This window comes from Streptomyces sp. NPDC033270 (assembly GCF_055576575.1).
Map to the genome: position 1 here is coordinate 120465 of NZ_JBVIRA010000008.1, position 18048 is coordinate 138512.

Genomic DNA, 18048 nt, shown 5'->3' on the forward strand with positions numbered 1-18048 from the left:
GACCCGAAGGGGCGCATATGACCGAGCCGTACGACCTGATCACCATGGGTCGCATCGGAGTCGACATCTATCCGCTGCAAACCGGTGTGCCGCTGGCGCAGGTGGAGACGTTCGGGAAGTTCCTCGGTGGTTCGGCCACCAACGTCGCGGTGGCCGCCGCCCGGCTCGGGCGCCGTACCGCGGTCATCAGCCGCACCGGGCGCGACCCGTTCGGGGACTACGTCCATCAGGCGCTGCGCGGGTTCGGGGTGGACGACCGGTGGGTGACCCCCGTCGAGGAGTATCCGACGCCGGTCACCTTCTGCGAGATCTTCCCGCCGGACGATTTCCCGCTCTACTTCTACCGTCGCCCCAAGGCCCCCGACCTGGTCATTCACCCCGAGGAACTGGATCTGGACGCCATCGCGGCGGCCCGGATCTTCTGGATCACCGGTACGGGGCTGTGCGAGGAGCCCAGCCGCGGCGCCACCCTCGCCGCGCTTCAGGCCCGGGCCAAGACCGGCACGACCGTCTTCGACCTGGACTGGCGGCCGATGTTCTGGGGCGGCCAGGGCGGCGCCTCCGGGGACGGCGGGGCGAGCGGCGCCGCGGCGATGGCCACCGCCCGCCCGTATTACGAAGCGGCCCTGCGGCACGCCACCGTGGCGGTCGGCAACGTCGACGAGGCCGAGGTCGCCACCGGAGTGCGCGAGCCGAAGGAGTGCGCCCAGGCGCTGCTCGAGAGGGGCGTCGAGCTCGCCGTCATCAAGCAGGGGCCCAAGGGCGTGCTCGCCGTCCACCGCGACGGCCGCACCGCCGAGGTCCCGCCCACCCCCGTCGAGGTCGTGAACGGGCTCGGTGCCGGCGACTCGTTCGGCGGGTCGCTGTGTCATGGGCTGCTCTCCGGCTGGGAGCTGGAGCCGATGATGCGGTACGCCAACGCCGCCGGCGCCATCGTCGCCTCCCGTCTGGCCTGTTCCTCCGCCATGCCCACGGCCGACGAGGTCGAGGCGTTCCTCGCGGGGCGGTAGCCCCAGGGCCGCGGCCTTGCCGGGCTGCCGTCGGCAGCCGTCGACGGCGCGGCCCCGCGCCACTCCCGCCCCACCTGTGCACTCAAGAAGGTGAGTTGAGCCTTGACCCCTCGGATCAGTGACCTCGCGACGCTGCGGGCCCGGCAGCCCGGAGCCGTCGCGGAGGCCGCCGCGCGCCGCGCCCGTCGCCCGCTCCTCGGTGACAGCGGCCGGCTGATGATCGTCGCCGCGGATCATCCGGCCCGCGGCGCGCTCGCCGTAGGTGACCGGCAGCTCGCCATGGCCAACCGTCTCGACCTGCTCGAACGCCTGGTGCTGGCGCTGTCGCGGCCCGGTGTGGACGGGGTGCTGGCCACCGCGGACATCCTGGAGGACCTGCTGCTGCTCGGCGCCCTCGACGGCAAGGTGGTGATGGGCTCGATGAACCGGGGCGGCATCGCGGGCTCCTCGTTCGAGATGGACGACCGGTTTACCGGCCACCGGCCGCAGGACCTCGCCCGGCTCCGCTTCGACGCGGGCAAGCTGCTGCTGCGCATCGACTACGACGACCCGGGCTCGCTGACCACCATGGAGGCCACCGCCCGCGCCATCGACGAGATGGCCGCGCGGGGACTGCCCGTCTTCGTCGAGCCGTTCCTCTCCTCCCGGATAGACGGCAAGGTCCGCAACGATCTCAGCCCCGAGGCCGTGACCCGTTCCGTCGCCATCGCCTCCGGCCTCGGCGGCACCTCCGCGTACACCTGGCTCAAGCTGCCGGTCACCGACGACGCCGATGCGATGGCGCGGGTCTGCGAGACCACCACCCTGCCGACCGTGCTGCTCGGCGGCGACATCGGCAGCACCGTCCAGGACCAGGAGGCCGCCTACGAGAAGTGGCGCAAGGCGCTGCGGCTGCCGACCGTGCAGGGCCTGGTCGTCGGGCGCTCCCTGCTCTACCCGGCCGACGGGGACGTCGCGGCGGCCGTGGACACCGCCGTGGGCCTGCTGTGAGGCGGGGGGACCTCCCGGCTGCCGGTGCACCGGGGCGGAGTCCGGGGGAGACCGACGAGGTACTGCAAACGCCGCGATTTCCGCAGGAGACTCGATCCATGAGCAATGTGAGCACGGAATTCCACCTGAGGGCCGGTGAGGCGGCCGCGGGACCGTACGCGCTGGACATCGACCCCGAACGGGCCGGCTGGGGCTACTCCTCGCTGCGTGTGCTGGACCTGCCGCCCGGTGGCCACCACTCCTTCGCCACCGGCGACAGCGAATGGATCGTGCTGCCGCTGTCCGGCGGCTGCACGGTGCTGACCGACGGCGGCGACGGCGGCGAGTGCTTCGAACTCATCGGCCGGGAGAGCGTGTTCAGCGGCGTCACCGACTTCGCCTACGTCCCCAGGGACGCGCAGGTGCAGATCGCCAGCGGGGCGGGCGGCCGCTTCGCACTGACCGGGGCGCGCTGCGAGCGCCGCCTGCCCGCCCGCTACGGCGCCGCCTGCGACGTCCCCGTGGAGCTGCGCGGCACCGGCAACTGCTCCCGCCAGGTCAACAACTTCGCCGCCGCGGCCCCTGCCGGAGACGAGCGCCCACCAGGTTTCGAGTGCGACCGGCTGATCGCGGTGGAGGTGCTCACTCCGGGCGGCAACTGGTCGTCCTATCCGCCGCACAAGCACGACGAGTGCCGCCCGGGGGAGGAGAGCGAGCTGGAGGAGATCTACTACTTCGAGATCGCGGCGGCGCACGGCACGGACGGTGTGGGCTACCAGCGCGTCAGCCCGTCGGGGCGCGGCCGCGGTACGGACGTGCTCGCCGAGGTCGCGAGCGGTGACGCGGTGCTGATCCCCGACGGCTGGCACGGCCCGTCCATCGCCGCCCCCGGCCACACCATGTACTACCTCAACGTCATGGCCGGGCCCGGCGAGACCCGCGAGTGGCTGATCTGCGACCACCCCGACCACGGCTGGATCCGCGGCACCTGGCCGGACCAGCCCGTCGACGCCCGCCTCCCCCTCTACCAAGCGCCCGCAGGAGACGCCCGATGAACGCTCCCACCACGCGCCGCCGCACGGTCGCGCAGGCCCTGGTCGAGTTCCTCGCCCACCAGTACACCGAGCGGGACGGCCGCCGGCACCGGCTGATCAACGCCTGCTGGGGCATCTTCGGCCACGGCAATGTCGCCGGGATCGGGCAGGCGCTGCTGGAGTCCGGTGCGGCGCTGCCGTACCTCCAGGGCCGCAACGAGCAGGCCATGGTGCATGCCGCGGTCGGCTACGCCCGGCAGCGCGACCGGCTCGGTGCGCAGGCCGTCACCACCTCCATCGGCCCCGGCGCCACCAACCTCGTCACCGGCGCCGCGCTGGCCACCGTCAACCGCCTGCCGGTGCTGCTGCTGCCCGGTGACACCTTCGCCACCCGGACGGCAGACCCCGTCCTGCAGCAGCTGGAGGTCCCGCATGCGGGCGATGTGTCGGTCAACGACGCGCTGCGCCCGGTGTCGCGCTACTTCGACCGGGTCACCCGCCCCGAGGCGCTGATCCCGGCGGCGCTGCAGGCCATGCGGGTGCTCGCCGACCCCGTCGACACCGGCGCGGTCACCCTGGCGCTGCCGCAGGACGTACAGGCCGAGGCGTACGACTGGCCGGAGGAGTTCTTCGCCGACCGGGTCTGGCGCATTCCCCGGCCCGCCCCCGACGTCGGCGCCCTGGCCGAGGCGGTACAGGCGATCCGCGGGGCCCGGCGGCCCCTGCTGATCGCGGGCGGCGGGGTGCACCACTCCGAGGCGGAGGAGGCGCTGCGGGCCTTCGTCGACACCACCGGCATCCCGGTGGCCTCCACCCAGGCGGGCAAGGGCTCGCTGCGCCACGACCACCCCGCCGACGTGGGCGGCATCGGTCACACCGGTACCGCCACCGCCGACGGGCTGGCCCGCGAGGCGGATCTGATCATCGGTGTCGGGACCCGCTACACCGACTTCACCACCGCCTCCCAGACGCTCTTCGCCGCGCCGGACGTCCGCTTCGTCAACCTCAACATCGCCGCCTTCGACTCCCACAAGCTCGGTGCCCTGTCCCTGGTGGCCGACGCCCGCGCCGGGCTCGAAGCGCTCACCCTGGCGCTGTCCGGGCACCGCGTCGAGGAGGGGTACGAGGCGGCCTACGGGGTGGCGAAGGCGGACTGGGAGCGGCGGGTGGATGCCGCGTACGGCGCCCCGGACGCCTCCGTGCGCCCCTCGCAGACGCAGGTCCTCGGCGCGCTGGACGCCCTCGTCGACGACACCGACGTGATCATCAACGCGGCCGGGTCCCTCCCCGGTGACCTGCACAAACTCTGGCGCGCCCGGTCGCCTCGGCAGTACCACCTGGAGTACGGCTACTCCTGCATGGGCTATGAGATCCCCGCCGCGATCGGGGTCCGGCTCGCCGCGCCGGACCGGCCGGTGTGGGCGCTGGTCGGCGACGGTACGTATCTGATGAACCCCACCGAGATCGTCACCGCGGTCCAGGAGGGCGTCAACATCAACATCATCCTCGTCCAGAACCACGGCTATGCGTCGATCGGCGGTCTGTCCGAGCAGACCGGCGGCGAGCGCTTCGGAACGGCGTACCGTTTCCGTGACAAGGACGGTACGTACACGGGCGCGCCGCTGCCCGTCGATCTGGCCGCCAACGCCGCCTCGCTCGGTATGCGGGTCCTGCGTGCCGGCACCGTCGCCGAGCTGCGTGGCGCGCTCGCCGAGGCGCGGAGCTCGAACCGGCCCACATGTGTCTATGTCGAGACCGAAACGGCCGACACTGTGCCGGGCGCGCCGGAGGCGCAGGCCTGGTGGGATGTTCCTGTTGCCGAGACCGCGACACGTCCGGCGGCGGTCGCCGCCCGCGAGGCGTACGACCGGCAGGCCGCCGGGCGTCGCCGCCACCTCTGACCCTGACCCTGTTCGAAGTCGTCACCCCAGAAAGGCCCCTCGCATGAAGACCATCAGCCACTGGATCGGCGGCAAGCCCGTCGAGGGTGTCTCCGGCAACTTCGGCCCGGTCTACAACCCGGCCACCGGTGTCCAGGACAAGCAGGTCGCCTTCGCGTCGGTCGACGAGGTCGACGCGGCGGTCCGTGCCGCCAAGGAAGCGTTCGGCACGTGGGGCACCAGCTCGCTGGCCAAGCGCACGTCGGTGCTGTTCAAGTACCGCGAGCTGATCGACGCGCACCGCGAGGAGCTGGCCCGGCTGATCACCGCCGAGCACGGCAAGGTGCACGCCGACGCGCTGGGCGAGGTCGCCCGCGGTCTGGAGATCGTCGAGCTGGCCTGCGGTATCCCGGAGAAGCTCAAGGGCGAGTTGTCCACCCAGGTCTCCACCCGGGTCGATGTGGCGGCGATCCGCCAGTCGCTGGGTGTGGTCGCCGGCATCACGCCGTTCAACTTCCCGGCGATGGTGCCGATGTGGATGTTCCCCCTCGCCATCGCGTGCGGCAACACCTTCGTGCTCAAGCCGAGCGAGAAGGTTCCCAGCGCCGCCTTCAAGCTCGCCGAGCTGGCCGCGGAGGCGGGGCTGCCCGACGGGGTGCTGAACATCGTCAACGGTGACAAGGTGGCGGTCGACGCCATCCTGGAGCACCCCGATGTCGCCGCGGTCTCCTTCGTCGGCTCCACCCCCATCGCCCGCTACATCCACACCACGGGTACCGCCAACGGCAAGCGCGTGCAGGCGCTGGGCGGTGCCAAGAACCACATGCTGGTCCTGCCGGACGCGGACCTCGACCTGGCGGCGGACTCGGCGATCAACGCCGCGTACGGCTCGGCCGGCGAGCGCTGCATGGCGATCTCGGTGGTCGTCGCGGTCGGTGAGACCGCCGACCCGCTGATCGGCAAGATCAAGGAGCGGGCCGACAAGCTGCGGATCGGTCCCGGTGACGACCCGGCCTCCGAGATGGGCCCGCTGATCACCAAGGTCCACCGCGACAAGGTCGCCTCGTACGTCACCGGTGCCGCGGCCCAGGGTGCCGATGTCGTCATCGACGGCACCGGCTACACCGTCGAGGGCTACGAGGACGGCCACTGGATCGGGGTGTCCCTCCTGGACAACGTCACGCCCGAGATGGACGCCTACCGGGACGAGATCTTCGGCCCGGTGCTGTCGGTGGTCCGCGTCGAGACCTACGACGAGGCCATCGCGCTGATGAACAACTCGCCGTGGGGCAACGGCACCGCGATCTTCACCCGCGACGGCGGTGCCGCCCGCCGCTTCCAGCTGGAGGTCGAGGCCGGCATGGTCGGTGTGAACGTGCCGATCCCGGTTCCGGTCGGCTACCACTCCTTCGGCGGCTGGAAGGACTCGCTCTTCGGCGACCACCACATCTACGGCAACGACGGCGTGCACTTCTACACCCGCGGCAAGGTCGTCACCACCCGCTGGCCCGACCCGTCCGACGGCGGCATCAACCTGGGCTTCCCCAGCAACCACTGAGGTCACCGCCGACGCACGGCCCTGCCGGACGCGCTGACCGGACCCCCTGCCGAATCCCTTGCCGGACCCCCTCGGCAGGGGGTTCGGCCCGTTGCTACCGTGCATCCTCGCCGCACACCAACTCCATCGGGGGAAGCAATGCACCAATCCATGGCGCTCGCCAAGGGCGCCCGTATCACCGGCGGGGCGTTCTGCCTGCTGTTCTTCCTCTACACGATGTACTGGCTGGCCGTCGACGTCGGTGAGTTCGGCCTCGTCGGCCTCTGGGACTCCTGGACCTTCCAGAGCCGCGGCGGCACCAACCAGGTCACCGGGCCGTTCCACCTCGGTCTGGCCGTGGTGCAGCTGGCGGCGGCGCTCGCCGCCTTCGCCGGGCAGCGGGTGGCCGGCGGGCTGCTGGCCGTCGCCACCACCTTCACCTGGGCCACCGCCCTGCAGGCCGCGGTGAGCGTCGGCAGCCACACCAGCGACGACAAGTGGTTCCTGCACGCCGAGACCTCCACCTCGACGTTCGACGGCGTCTTCATCAGCAGTGTGCTGCTGTTCCTGGTGACCGTCGTCGCCGGCATCGTGCTGCTCGCCGGCATGCGGTCCTGGCCGCGCACCTCCCCCAGCGACCCGCCGATGCGCCCGGCGCCGACGGCGGGCGTGGTGGCCGGCCTGCTGCTCGGCGCGATGGTCCTGTGCAACGTGGCCTGGCACCTCTACATGCTGGTGGAGGGCGGCACCGGCTCCTTCGAGATGCTCTACCTCGGCCGGGGGGTGCTCAGCTCCCTGCTGGCCATGTCGCCCGGCTGGTCGGCCCTGGTGTTCCTCGTGCTGACCGCGCTGGCCGGGCTCAACAGCCTGATGCGGGGCGGCGCGGCCCGTGGTCTGGCCATCGGGCTGTCGATGGTGACGCTGCCCAGCGCCCTGCTGACGGTGATCGGGCTGGCCGGCAACGGCGCCCTGTTCAAGCTGAGCGACAGCATGCCGGGCCTGAGCATCATCGGCGACATCGAACTGCTGCTCGACCTGCTCGGCTCGGTGGCGCTGCTGGTGCTGATGAGCCGGGGCGAGCCGGTCGCCCCGGCCTGGTATCCGCCGGCCCAGGCCCCGCAGTTCGCCGTGCCCGGCTTCGTCCCGCCGCCGGCCCCGCAGATGCCGCCGCCCGGCCCGCAGGTCCCGCCGGCGCCGCCCGCCTGGCAGCCGCCCGGCAACCCGCCGCCGCCCCCGCAGGGCGGATTCGGTCCGCCGCAGTACTGATACGACGGCCGCCCGGCACCCGCGAAGAGCGGTGTGCCGGGCGGCCGCCGTTCGGACCCCGCCGTACCGCGTTCGTGGTACGCGGCCGGCGCACCCTACTCCCCGGGGAGAGGGCCGGATTCAGTCCGGGGTACCGGCCGCCCGCCGCGGCCGGTACCTAGGATTTCCGGTATGGATCTCCGAGGTCTCAGACTGCGCGGGCGACGGCTGTACGCCACGGTGGGCGCGCTGGCCGTGCTGGCGGGAGGCGGCACCTGGGCTGCCGCCTCCTCGGGCGCGGCGCCCGCCGTCCACCGCGAGGACCGGCTGTTGACGATGCCGCGGACGCCCGGCGGCACGAAGGAGGTGCGGATCGACACCTCCTTCTTCACCGCGCGGCAGGGCTCCGGCGGGCGGCGGCCCGCGGTGCTGCTCGGCCACGGCTTCGGCGGCAGCAAGGCCGATCTGCGCCCGCAGGCCGAGCAGTTGGCCCGGGACGGGTACGCCGTGCTGACCTGGTCGGCGCGCGGCTTCGGCAGGTCCACCGGGAAGATCGGGCTGAACGCCGCGGACGGCGAGGTCGCCGACGTCAGCCGGCTGATCGACTGGCTGGCCGAGCGCCCCGAGGTGCGGCTCGACAAGGCCGGCGACCCCCGGGTGGGCGTCGCCGGGGCCTCGTACGGCGGGGCGATCTCGCTGCTGGCGGCCGGCCACGACCGGCGCGTCGACGCCATCGCCCCGCAGATCACGTACTGGAACCTCGCCGACGCCCTCTTCCCGCACGGGGTGTTCAAGAAGCTGTGGGCGGGGATCTTCTTCACCACCGGCTCGGCGGGCGCCCCCACCGGCGCGCCCCGCGCCGCCCCCACGACGTCCGGCGGCTGCGGGAGGTTCGAGCCCGCGCTGTGCCGGATGTACGAGCGGGTCGCCCAGAGCGGCGTACCGGACGCCGCGGCCCGGCGGCTGCTGGCGGACCGCAGTCCGTCCGCGGTCGGCGACCGCATCAAGGTGCCGACCCTGCTCATGCAGGGCCAGACCGATTCGCTGTTCCCCCTCGACCAGGCCGACGCCGCGCGCAAGGCGATCCGGCGCAACGGGGCGCCGGTGGACGTCGACTGGATCTCGGGCGGCCACGACGGCGGGGACCGCGAGAGCGCCCGGCTCCAGGCACGTACGAAGGCCTGGTTCGACCGCTACCTCAAGGGCGACAAGGGCGCCGACACCGGGCCGGCGTTCCGGATCAGCCGGACCGGCGCGGTGGACTCGACCGACGGCACGGTGCGGCTGCGCGGCGCGAGCGCGGAGCGCTACCCGGGGCTCGCGGGCGAGGTGCGGCGCATCCCGCTCTCCGGCCCCGCGCAGACCTTCCGCAATCCGGCCGGCGCCGGTCCGCCCGCCCTCTCCGCGGTGCCCGGCGTCGGCGCGCTCGGCGATCTCTCCGCCCTGGGCACCGGCGGTCTGTCCCTGGACTTCCCCGGCCAGTACGCCCGCTTCGACTCGGCGCCGCTGACCGACTCCGTCCGGCTCACCGGCAGTCCCACCGCCACGGTGCGGGTGCGGTCCGGGTCCCCGGACGCGGTGCTCTTCGCCAAGCTCTACGACGTCGCCCCCGACGGCCGCCGCCAGGTGCTGCCCGCCCAGCTCGTCGCGCCGTACCGCGTCGTCGGCGCCCATGAGGGCCGGACCGTCCGGCTCCGGCTGCCCGCCGTCGACCATGACTTCGCCGCCGGGCACCGGCTGAGGCTGGTGCTCTCGGCCACCGACCTCGGTTACGCCTCACCGGCCGAACCCACCCCCTACACCGTCGCGTTGCGGGGCGGCGGCGCGCTGAGCGTGCCCACCGCGCCCGAGGTGCGCAGCGCGGCCGCCCCGCTGCCGGCCTGGACCTGGGCGCTGCCCGCCGCGGCCGCGGTCGTCGCGGCGCTGCTGGTGCTCACCGCCCGCCGCCGTACCGCGGCGCCCGCCCCCGACCCGGCGCTCGCCGATGTCCCGCTGCGGATCAGCGGGCTGAGCAAGCGCTACGCCGGGTCCGCGGACCGCTATGCCGTACGGGAGCTGTCCTTCCGCGTGGAGAAGGGGCAGGTGCTCGGTCTGCTCGGGCCCAACGGCGCGGGCAAGACCACCACGCTGCGGATGCTGATGGGCCTGATCACACCCGACGACGGGGAGATGAGGATCTTCGGGCAGGCGGTCCGGCCGGGCGCCCCGGTGCTGTCGAGGGTCGGCGCGTTCGTCGAGGGCGCCGGTTTCCTGCCGCATCTGTCCGGCCGCGCCAACCTGGAGCTGTACTGGCAGGCCACCGGCCGGCCCGCCGCCGACGCGCACCTCGACGAGGCGCTGGCGATCGCCGGCCTCGGCGACGCGCTGCAGCGCGCGGTGCGCACCTACTCCCAGGGCATGCGGCAGCGCCTGGCCATCGCCCAGGCCATGCTGGGCCTGCCGGATCTGCTGATCCTCGACGAGCCCACCAACGGCCTGGACCCGCCGCAGATCCGCGAGATGCGGGACGTGATGATCCGATACGCCGCCGCCGGCCGCACCGTCATCGTCTCCAGCCATCTGCTGTCCGAGGTCGAGCAGAGCTGTACGCATCTGGTCGTCATGGACCGCGGACGGCTGGTGGGGGCCGGGCCGGTCGCCGAGATCACCGGCTCCGGCGACACCCTGCTGGTCGGCGTCGCGGAACCGGTCGGCGACGCCGTCGTGGAGAAGGTCGACGCGCTGCCGGGGGTCGCCTCGGCGGTACGCGCCGAGGGCGGCCTGCTGGTACGGCTGGACGGCACCCTTGGCACCACCGGGCTGCTGACCGAGCTGCTGCGGCTGGAGATCGCGGTGGACCGGCTCGGCCCGCACCGGCGTCTGGAGGACGCCTTCCTCACCCTGATCGGAGGCGACCGATGACCGCGACCACCACGGCGCGGGCGCCGGGCTACCGCCCGCGCCGCACCCTCCCGCTGCGCGTCGAGGCCCGCCGCCAACTGCGTCGCCGGCGCACGCTGGTGGTCGCCGCGATCCTGACGCTGCTGCCGTTCGTGCTGGTGGCGGCGTTCGCGATCGGCGGCGACCCGAGCGGCCGCGGCAACGGCCGGATCACCCTGATGGACAGCGCCACCGCCTCCGGCGCCAACTTCGCCGCCACCGCGCTGTTCGTCTCCGCGGGCTTCCTTCTGGTGGTCCCGGTGGCGCTGTTCTGCGGCGACACGATCGCCTCGGAGGCGAGCTGGTCCTCACTGCGCTATCTGCTCGCCGCGCCGGTGCCGCGGGCCCGGCTGCTGCTGAGCAAGCTCACCGTCGCGCTGGCGTTCAGCGCCGCCGCGATGCTGCTGCTGCCGCTGGTCGCACTGGGGGTGGGCACCGCCGCCTACGGCTGGGGGCCGCTGCAGCTGCCCACCGGTGGCGCGTTGCCGGCGGGGGAGGCGGCGGCGCGGCTGGCGGTCGTGGTCGGCTATGTCTTCGTCAGTCAGCTGGTCACCGCGGCGCTCGCGTTCTGGCTGTCGACGGTGACCGACGCGCCGCTGGGCGCGGTCGGCGGCGCCGTCGGGCTGACCATCGTCGGCAACGTCCTGGACCAGGTCACCGCCCTCGGCGGCTGGCGCGACGCGCTGCCCGCCCACTGGCAGTACTCCTGGGCGGACGCCCTGCAGCCCCGGATGGAGTGGTCCGGGATGATCCAGGGCTCGGCGGTCTCGGTGTCGTATGCGCTGGTGCTGGGCGCGCTGGCGTTCCGGGGGTTCGCCCGCAAGGACGTGGTGTCGTGACGGCGGGGTGAGGGCGGGCGGGCCGGGCGCGGGGGGCAAGCATGCGGCGCGGCGGGGCCGGGCGCGGGGCCGGGCGTCGGGGCGCAACCATTCGGCGCGGCCGGGTGTCTGTGTGGGCACAGCGTCGACATACCCGAAGTTTGAGGACATCCCATGCTCCGTACCGCTTCGCGTACCACCGCCGTCGCCGCGGCCTGTGCCGCGGCCCTCGGCCTGACCCTGACCCTCGCCGCCTCCGGCCCGGCCGCCGCCCATCCGCGCACCGGCCCGCCCGCGAGCGCCGTCCGCCCGGATGCCGGCGGCCGGCACACCGCCGCCGAGATCCACCGCTTCCTGACCGCCTTCTACGGCCACCACGGGCCCAGCGCCTACTCCCGGGAGCACCAGGTCTCCGCCTACCTCAAGGACCGGGCCGCCCACACCGAGGGCTACGACCTGCTGCTGTGTGCCCAGAACGTCCCGCGGGAGATCACCGTCGGCAGGGTGACCACCGCCCAGTCCGCCGGGGTCGGCTGGGCGACGGTCACCACCGTGTGGGGCGGTGGGAGCCGCGACTCCTTCACCGCCTATGTGGGCCTGGACTCCCGCCCGATCGAGCTGCAGGACGTCGACTGCGGCGGGTGACCCGGAACCCCGCCACGTCCCGGGCCGGCCGTCGCGCTCAGGCGGTCGGCCCCTGCATGTGCGCGCTGACCCAGCGCATCGTGCCCTCGCCGAGGCCCCGCACGTACGTGGCCGCGCTGTGCGTGCCGCCGGGGACGATCTGCAGCCGGGTGCGCACCGGTCCGCGCCCGTACTGCGCGATGAACCTGTGGACCTTCGGCAGCACCGTGTGCTCCTGGGAGCCGTCCTGGAAGGCGAGGTAGACCGGCGGTCCGCCGCGTGCGATCAGCCGGCGGGCCAGCACCTCGGGGTTGTTCTCCCGCTCCTCGCGGGCGTGGCCGTTCCACAGCGGTGAGTCGGGCACGATGTCCGGCCCGTTGGGGATCGCCACCTTGAAGGTGTCGGGGTGTTGCAGCACGTTCTTCAGCGCCGCGAACCCGCCCGAGGAGGAACCCATGATCGCCCAGGCGTCGCGGGTGTCGAGGGTGCGGAAGTTCTGCCGTACGAGGTCGGGCACGTCCTGGCTGAGCCAGGTCCCGATCTTGGGCCGGCCCGGTATGTCGCTGCCGTCGTAGTACTGCTTGTTGTCGGGGTTGAGCACCGGCATGACGACGATGAACGGCAGGCTGGTGCCGTCCTTGGACCACTGGGCGAGGTTCTCCTGCAGCTTGAGGTCGGAGCCGATCCAGTAGTTGACGGGGTAGCCGTAGGCGCCGGGCAGCGCCTCCATGACCGGGAAGCCCTTGTCGGCGTTGCGCTTGTCGTAGTACTCCGGCGGCGCCCACACCCATACCTTCCCGGTGAAGCCGGACTTCGGGCCGTGCAGGGTGGTCATGCCGATCGGGGTGTTCTGGCCGGCGCCGCCGACCCGGCTCTGCTCGGTGAAGGTGATCGGGCGGGTGGGCCACCGCACCAGCGAGTGCCTGCCCTTGGTGCTGGCGTGCAGCGCGGCGCCCGCCTTGGGGTCGTCGCCGAACCGTACGGGGGAGGGCGGCGCGGCGTTCGTGCCGCAGCCGGCCATGGCGGCGAGCACGGTGAGGGTGATCAGCGCGATCACCGGACGGAACAGGGCTGTGCGCACGGGGCCTTCTCCTTGCCGAACCTGCCGGGAGCCCTCCCGGCCGCCCGGGAGTCGTCCCGGACACCGGGCAAGAGGGGGCCGCGGCGGGTGCGGGTTTCCCCTGCGGGGTGTCGGGTTGCTCGCACCACCCGCACCGGAATCCGGGAATCCCCTTGTGACCTGGGATGTTTTACGCGGGGCGGAAGGTGGGTTTGCCAGGATTTTTCCCGGCGGGCGGCGGCCGGGACGCGCGCGGACGGACCCCTGCCCGCCACGGCGGAACCGCCACCCCTGGCCCGTATCCTGCCGCTATGACCTGGTCGAGTGCGCTGAAGGAAGCCGCCCGCTCCGGGCTGACCATCGAGCGGACCAAGCTCACCCCGCTGATCGCCGTCCGCGGCTCGGCCGGTGTCGCCATCGTCATCGGGCTGTGCCTGTGGCGGGGCGATCCGACCCTGGCGGTCTCCTCCGCCTTCGGCGCGTTCGCCTCCGGCCTCGTCACCTTCCAGCGCAGCATGCGGCCGCGTCCGGTCCTCGCCCTCGCCGTCGCCGGCGCGCTGGCGGTCTCCACTTTCCTCGGCTACCTGGCCGCCGCCCATACCGTCGCGTTCGTCCTGCTGCTCGCCGGCTGGACCTTCCTGGCCGGGATGGCCTGGGCGATCGGCCCGGTCTCGGGGCTGGCCGGCACCCAGACCGTGGCGATCATGCTGGTCACCGTCACCCTGCCGACCACCGTCCTGGGCGCCCTGGTGCACGCCGCCCTGATCTTCTTCGGCGGTCTCGTCCAGGCCGCCCTCATCGTCGTCTTCCCGGTCCGCCCCTGGGGCACCCAGCGCGACGCGCTCGCCGACGCCCTGGCCGCCGAGGCGGACTACGCCCGCCGGCTGCGGCAGGACCCCGTCGCACCCTTCGACCCGGCGCCCCTGATGGACGCCCGGCTCGCCTCCACCGTGACGCCGCGTCAGGCCAGGCGCCGCCCCGTCCAGCTGCACGGCCCCCGGGGCCTGGCCGAACGCGTCCGGCCGGTCCTCGCCTCGCTCGCCGACCCCGTCGTCGGCGCCCCTTTGGAGGGCCCCGAACGCGACCGCGCCCGCGACCTGCTGGGCGCCGCGGGCACCGTCCTGGACGCCGTCGCGCACGCCGTACGGCACGCCAAGCCCGTACGGCTGCCCCCCGAAGCGATGGCCACCCTCGAAGTGCCGGCGACCGGGCCGATGCTCAAGGGCGCCGCCCGCCGCTCCGCCTACCGCCTGATCTCCCTGCTCGCCGACGCCGTCGAGCTCACCGACGAGCCGGTCCAGGCCACCCGCCCCACCACCGAGGCGGAACGGGGGCGGGGCGGGCGGGAAGAAGGCAGTCATCTGCTGCGCCCCAGCGTCCCCAAGCTCGTGCCGGTCGCACTGCGCGCCCTGCGCCGCGAGGCCCGCTGGTCCTCGCACATCTTCCGGCACGCCCTGCGGGTCGCCGCGGTCGCCGCCGCCGGCTATCTGCTGGGCACCGCGCTGCCGTTCGGCCACGGCTACTGGGCGCCGCTCGCCTCGGTCATGGTGATGCGCCCGGACTTCGCCCAGACCTACTCCCGGGGCGTCGCCCGCTTCAGCGGCACCCTCGTCGGCGTCGCCGTCGCGGGCGCGCTGATGGCCCTGGCGCACCCGAGCGAGTACCTCAGCGCCGCACTCGCCGTGGTCTGCGTATGGCTGATGTATCTGCTGATGCGCACCGGCTTCTCGGTGACCTCGGCGTGCGTGGCCGCCTACGTCGTCTTCCTGCTCGGCATCGCCGGCGAGGGCTGGGAGCAGACCGTCCAGGAGCGCATCGTGCTCACCCTCGTCGGCGGACTGCTCGCGATGCTGTCGTACGCGCTGTTCCCCGCCTGGGAGACCCCCAGGCTGCGCGATCGCCTCGCCGAGTGGCTTCAGGCCAACGGGCGCTACGCGCTGGCGGTGTTCGACACCTACGCGCGGCCCGCCGAGCGCCGCCCGCGGCAGGTGCGCGAGGCCCTGCTGGACGCCCGCGCCGCCCGCGCGGCCTGGGAGGAGAGCGAGGCCCGGGCCGAGAAGGAGCCCGTACGCCATCGCGGTCTGTCGCTCACCGCGGCGAAGGCGGCCAGCGCCGCGCTCGCCACGATGGGCCGGGTCACGATGATCCTGGAGGCCCACCTCCCCGACAAGGACGCCGAACCCTCCGCCGGCGCCGCCGCGTTCGCCGCCGAACTGCGCCCCGCTCTGGAGCGCGCCGCGCGGGCCGTACGCGAGGAGCGCGAGATGGACTGGAGCGCACTACGCACCGTGTGGGAGCGGTGGGACGCCGAGGACGAGAGCCAGGGCGTCGCGGTGCGCGCCGCCGACCTGCTGCTGGACGCCCTCGAGGACCTGGCGCAGGCGCTGTCCCCGCCGTCGCGGGAAGGCGACCGGACGACACCGGGAACCATCCCGGGCTCTCAGTAGTCTTATTAATTGCCCGCATTGAACCCCATTGGTGGCCAATGGGGTCCTCTGCCGCGCAAAGCCGCCAATTCCACAAGCCCGAAGACGAGAAGCCGCCCGCCCCCGGGTTGCGCCCCCGTCCCCGTCCCCGTCGCGAGAGAGCACACGAACTCCCCATGGCGTCCAGCACTTCGTCCGGTACGTACGACATAGGCATCGACCTCGGCACCGCCAACACCCTGGTCTACGCCCGCGGCAAGGGCGTGGTGCTGAACGAGCCGTCCGTCGTCGCCGTCAACGCCTCCGGCGAGGTCATCGCCGTGGGCCTGGAGGCCAAGCGCACCATCGGCCGCACGCCCTCCGGGATCACCGCGATGCGCCCCCTGAGGGAGGGCGTGATCGCCGACTTCGACGCCGCCGAGCAGATGCTGCGCGCCCTGATGAAGAAGGCCCTGCCCAGCCGCCGTTTCTCCAGGCCCCGGGTGGTCATCTGCGTCCCGTCCGGCATCACGGGCGTCGAGCGGCGCGCGGTCGTCGACTCCGCCCGGGGTGCCGGTGCCCGCGAAGTGCACCTGATAGAGGAGCCGATGGCCGCGGCGATCGGCGCCGGCCTTCCGGTGGACGAGCCGGTCGGCTGCATGGTGGTGGACATCGGCGGCGGCACGACCGAAGTCGCCGTCGTCTCCATGGGCGGCCTGGTCACGGCGCAGTCCGTACGGGTGGCCGGGGACGCCCTGGACGCCGCGATCACCACCTACGTCAAGAAGAAGCACGCACTGGCCATCGGGGAGCGCACCGCCGAGGACATCAAGATCGCCATCGGCTCGGCGGCCTGGACGCCCGTCGACGTCGACGAGGACGGCGCACCGCAACGCCGCGCCTCGTACACCGTCCGCGGCCGCGACCACGTCAGCGGCCTGCCCCGGATCCAGGAGATCACCGAGGAGGAGATCCGCGACGCGCTGGCCGAACCGGTCGACGCGATCGTCCAGGCCGTCCACCGCACCCTCGACGCCTGCCCCCCGGAGCTCTCCGGCGACATCATCGAGCACGGCATCGCGCTGACCGGCGGCGGCGCCCTGCTGCGCGGCCTGGACCAGCGGCTGCGCCAGGAGACGGGCGTCCCCGTGACGGTCGCCGACGAGCCCCTGGACTGCGTGGTCAACGGCACGGCCAAGTGCGTCGACGAATTCGCCACGCTGCAAGGCCTGCTGACGGGGGCGAAGGAACAACCGCGGAAGGCGGTCCGTTTGTAGAGCAGGGCGGTCGGGTGGCCAGGGTGGTCACCGCATCCGTGGCCGGTGCCGCCCGACTCCCGAGGAGCATGCATGTCGCAGCCCGCCCAGCCGACGCCCACCTCGCCCGTATCCCCGCTCCCGGACGCGGTGCACCGCTCGGTGGAGGTCCCCGGTGGCCGCATCCACCTGGTGGAACAGGGCACCGGCCCCCTGGTCCTGATGGTCCACGGCTTCCCCGAGTCCTGGTACTCCTGGCGCCACCAGCTTCCCGCGCTCGCCGCCGCCGGCTATCGGGCGGTCGCCATCGACGTCCGTGGCTACGGCCGCTCGTCGAAGCCCCGCGAGATCCCGGCCTACCGGATGCTGGCCCATGTGGCCGACAACGTCGGGGTGCTGCGCGCGCTGGGCGAGGAGACCGCGGTCATCGTGGGCCACGACTGGGGCTCACCCATCGCCGCCAACACGGCGCTGCTCAGGCCCGACCTCTTCACCGCCGTGGCGCTGCTGAGCGTGCCGTACGCCCCCCGCGGCGCGATCCGGCCCACCGAAGCCTTCACGAGGCTCGGCGGCGCCGAGGAGTTCTACATCAACTACTTCCAGGAGCCCGGCCGGGCCGAGGCGGAGATCGAACCGGACGTCCGCGGCTGGCTCACCGGCTTCTACGCCGGCCTTTCAGGCGACGCCAAGCCCCCCTTGGAAGGGGGCGTCTCCCCGCTCTTCTCGGTGCCCCCGGGCGGCAGGCTCTCCGACCGCTTCCCCGCCGGCACCACCCCGTCCTCCTGGCTCACCGAGGCCGACCTCGACTTCTACGCCGAGGAGTTCGAGCGGACCGGCCTGACCGGCGGCCTCAACCGCTACCGCAACGTCGACCGGGACTGGGAGGACCTCGCCGCCTGGCAGGGCGCTCCGCTCACCCAGCCCGCCCTCTTCATCGGCGGCGAACTCGACGCCCCCACCAACTGGATGGCCGACGCCATCAAGGCCTTCCCCGTCACCCTCCCCGCCCTGTCCGCCTCCCACATCCTCGAAGGCTGCGGCCACTGGGTCCAGCAGGAACGCCCCGAGGAGGTCAACCACCTCCTGCTCGCCTGGCTGCGCGCCCTGCCCGCGCCCGTCGGCGCACCGTAGGCCTCACCCCCTGCCCAGAGAGGCCTCCAGACCGTCCATGATCCGCTCCAGGCCGAACTCCCAGGCCTGGTCGTGTGCGGCCCGGTCGGTCGCGCGCTGCCCAGCCCCATCGAAACCGACACCTTTGCGGGTGCAGGCCATCGGTTGCGGAACCCGGCCG

At 73.3% G+C, this 18048-nt stretch carries 13 protein-coding genes; 12 read left to right on the forward strand and 1 reads right to left on the reverse strand.

What is annotated here, in order from left to right:
- Nucleotides 1-17 precede the first annotated feature (17 nt).
- The 9 genes from iolC (at nucleotide 18) to ACZ5XZ_RS14505 (ending at nucleotide 12057) form a co-directional block, all read left to right on the forward strand.
- Nucleotides 18-1010 carry a 5-dehydro-2-deoxygluconokinase gene (iolC, locus tag ACZ5XZ_RS14465; RefSeq protein ID WP_468977678.1) on the forward strand — a complete coding sequence of 331 codons (993 nt, stop codon included), beginning with the start codon at nucleotides 18-20 and terminating at the stop codon, nucleotides 1008-1010.
- 102 nt (nucleotides 1011-1112) lie between these two features.
- A complete protein-coding gene (locus ACZ5XZ_RS14470) occupies nucleotides 1113-2000 on the forward strand; it encodes a Cgl0159 family (beta/alpha)8-fold protein (protein ID WP_468977680.1) in 888 nt (295 codons plus the stop codon).
- A 98-nt stretch (nucleotides 2001-2098) separates the two neighbouring features.
- Nucleotides 2099-3034 carry a 5-deoxy-glucuronate isomerase gene (gene iolB / locus ACZ5XZ_RS14475; RefSeq protein WP_468977681.1) on the forward strand — a complete coding sequence of 312 codons (936 nt, stop codon included), beginning with the start codon at nucleotides 2099-2101 and terminating at the stop codon, nucleotides 3032-3034.
- Complete coding sequence (gene iolD, locus ACZ5XZ_RS14480; protein WP_468977684.1) at nucleotides 3031-4914, forward strand: 3D-(3,5/4)-trihydroxycyclohexane-1,2-dione acylhydrolase (decyclizing); 1884 nt, start codon at nucleotides 3031-3033, stop codon at nucleotides 4912-4914. Before iolB ends, iolD begins: the two co-directional genes overlap by 4 nt.
- Nucleotides 4915-4957: 43 nt before the next feature.
- Nucleotides 4958-6451, forward strand: a complete 1494-nt coding sequence (locus tag ACZ5XZ_RS14485; protein WP_468977687.1) for a CoA-acylating methylmalonate-semialdehyde dehydrogenase — start codon at nucleotides 4958-4960, stop codon at nucleotides 6449-6451.
- A gap of 138 nt (nucleotides 6452-6589) precedes the next feature.
- Entirely contained in the window at nucleotides 6590-7696 is a 1107-nt protein-coding gene (locus tag ACZ5XZ_RS14490) for a hypothetical protein (RefSeq protein WP_468977688.1), read from the forward strand.
- A gap of 171 nt (nucleotides 7697-7867) precedes the next feature.
- Nucleotides 7868-10576 (forward strand): alpha/beta fold hydrolase, encoded by a 2709-nt coding sequence (locus tag ACZ5XZ_RS14495; protein ID WP_468977690.1) that lies wholly within the window; start codon nucleotides 7868-7870, stop codon nucleotides 10574-10576.
- Nucleotides 10573-11433: an ABC transporter permease gene (locus ACZ5XZ_RS14500; protein ID WP_468977692.1), complete on the forward strand. Its 861-nt coding sequence runs from the start codon at nucleotides 10573-10575 to the stop codon at nucleotides 11431-11433. Before ACZ5XZ_RS14495 ends, ACZ5XZ_RS14500 begins: the two co-directional genes overlap by 4 nt.
- A gap of 153 nt (nucleotides 11434-11586) precedes the next feature.
- Nucleotides 11587-12057 (forward strand): hypothetical protein, encoded by a 471-nt coding sequence (locus ACZ5XZ_RS14505; protein WP_468977695.1) that lies wholly within the window; start codon nucleotides 11587-11589, stop codon nucleotides 12055-12057.
- 37 nt (nucleotides 12058-12094) lie between these two features.
- Here the strand turns inward: ACZ5XZ_RS14505 and ACZ5XZ_RS14510 are convergent, their stop codons facing one another.
- A complete protein-coding gene (locus ACZ5XZ_RS14510; protein WP_468977696.1) occupies nucleotides 12095-13117 on the reverse strand; it encodes an alpha/beta hydrolase in 1023 nt (340 codons plus the stop codon).
- 290 nt (nucleotides 13118-13407) lie between these two features.
- Here ACZ5XZ_RS14510 and ACZ5XZ_RS14515 point away from each other — a divergent pair, with 290 nt between their 5' ends.
- The 3 genes from ACZ5XZ_RS14515 (at nucleotide 13408) to ACZ5XZ_RS14525 (ending at nucleotide 17888) form a co-directional block, all read left to right on the forward strand.
- Nucleotides 13408-15543 carry an FUSC family protein gene (locus ACZ5XZ_RS14515; protein ID WP_468977698.1) on the forward strand — a complete coding sequence of 712 codons (2136 nt, stop codon included), beginning with the start codon at nucleotides 13408-13410 and terminating at the stop codon, nucleotides 15541-15543.
- 155 nt (nucleotides 15544-15698) lie between these two features.
- Entirely contained in the window at nucleotides 15699-16778 is a 1080-nt protein-coding gene (gene mreB / locus ACZ5XZ_RS14520) for a rod shape-determining protein MreB (RefSeq protein WP_468977701.1), read from the forward strand.
- 72 nt (nucleotides 16779-16850) lie between these two features.
- Complete coding sequence (locus tag ACZ5XZ_RS14525) at nucleotides 16851-17888, forward strand: alpha/beta fold hydrolase (RefSeq protein ID WP_468977702.1); 1038 nt, start codon at nucleotides 16851-16853, stop codon at nucleotides 17886-17888.
- Nucleotides 17889-18048 lie beyond the last annotated feature (160 nt).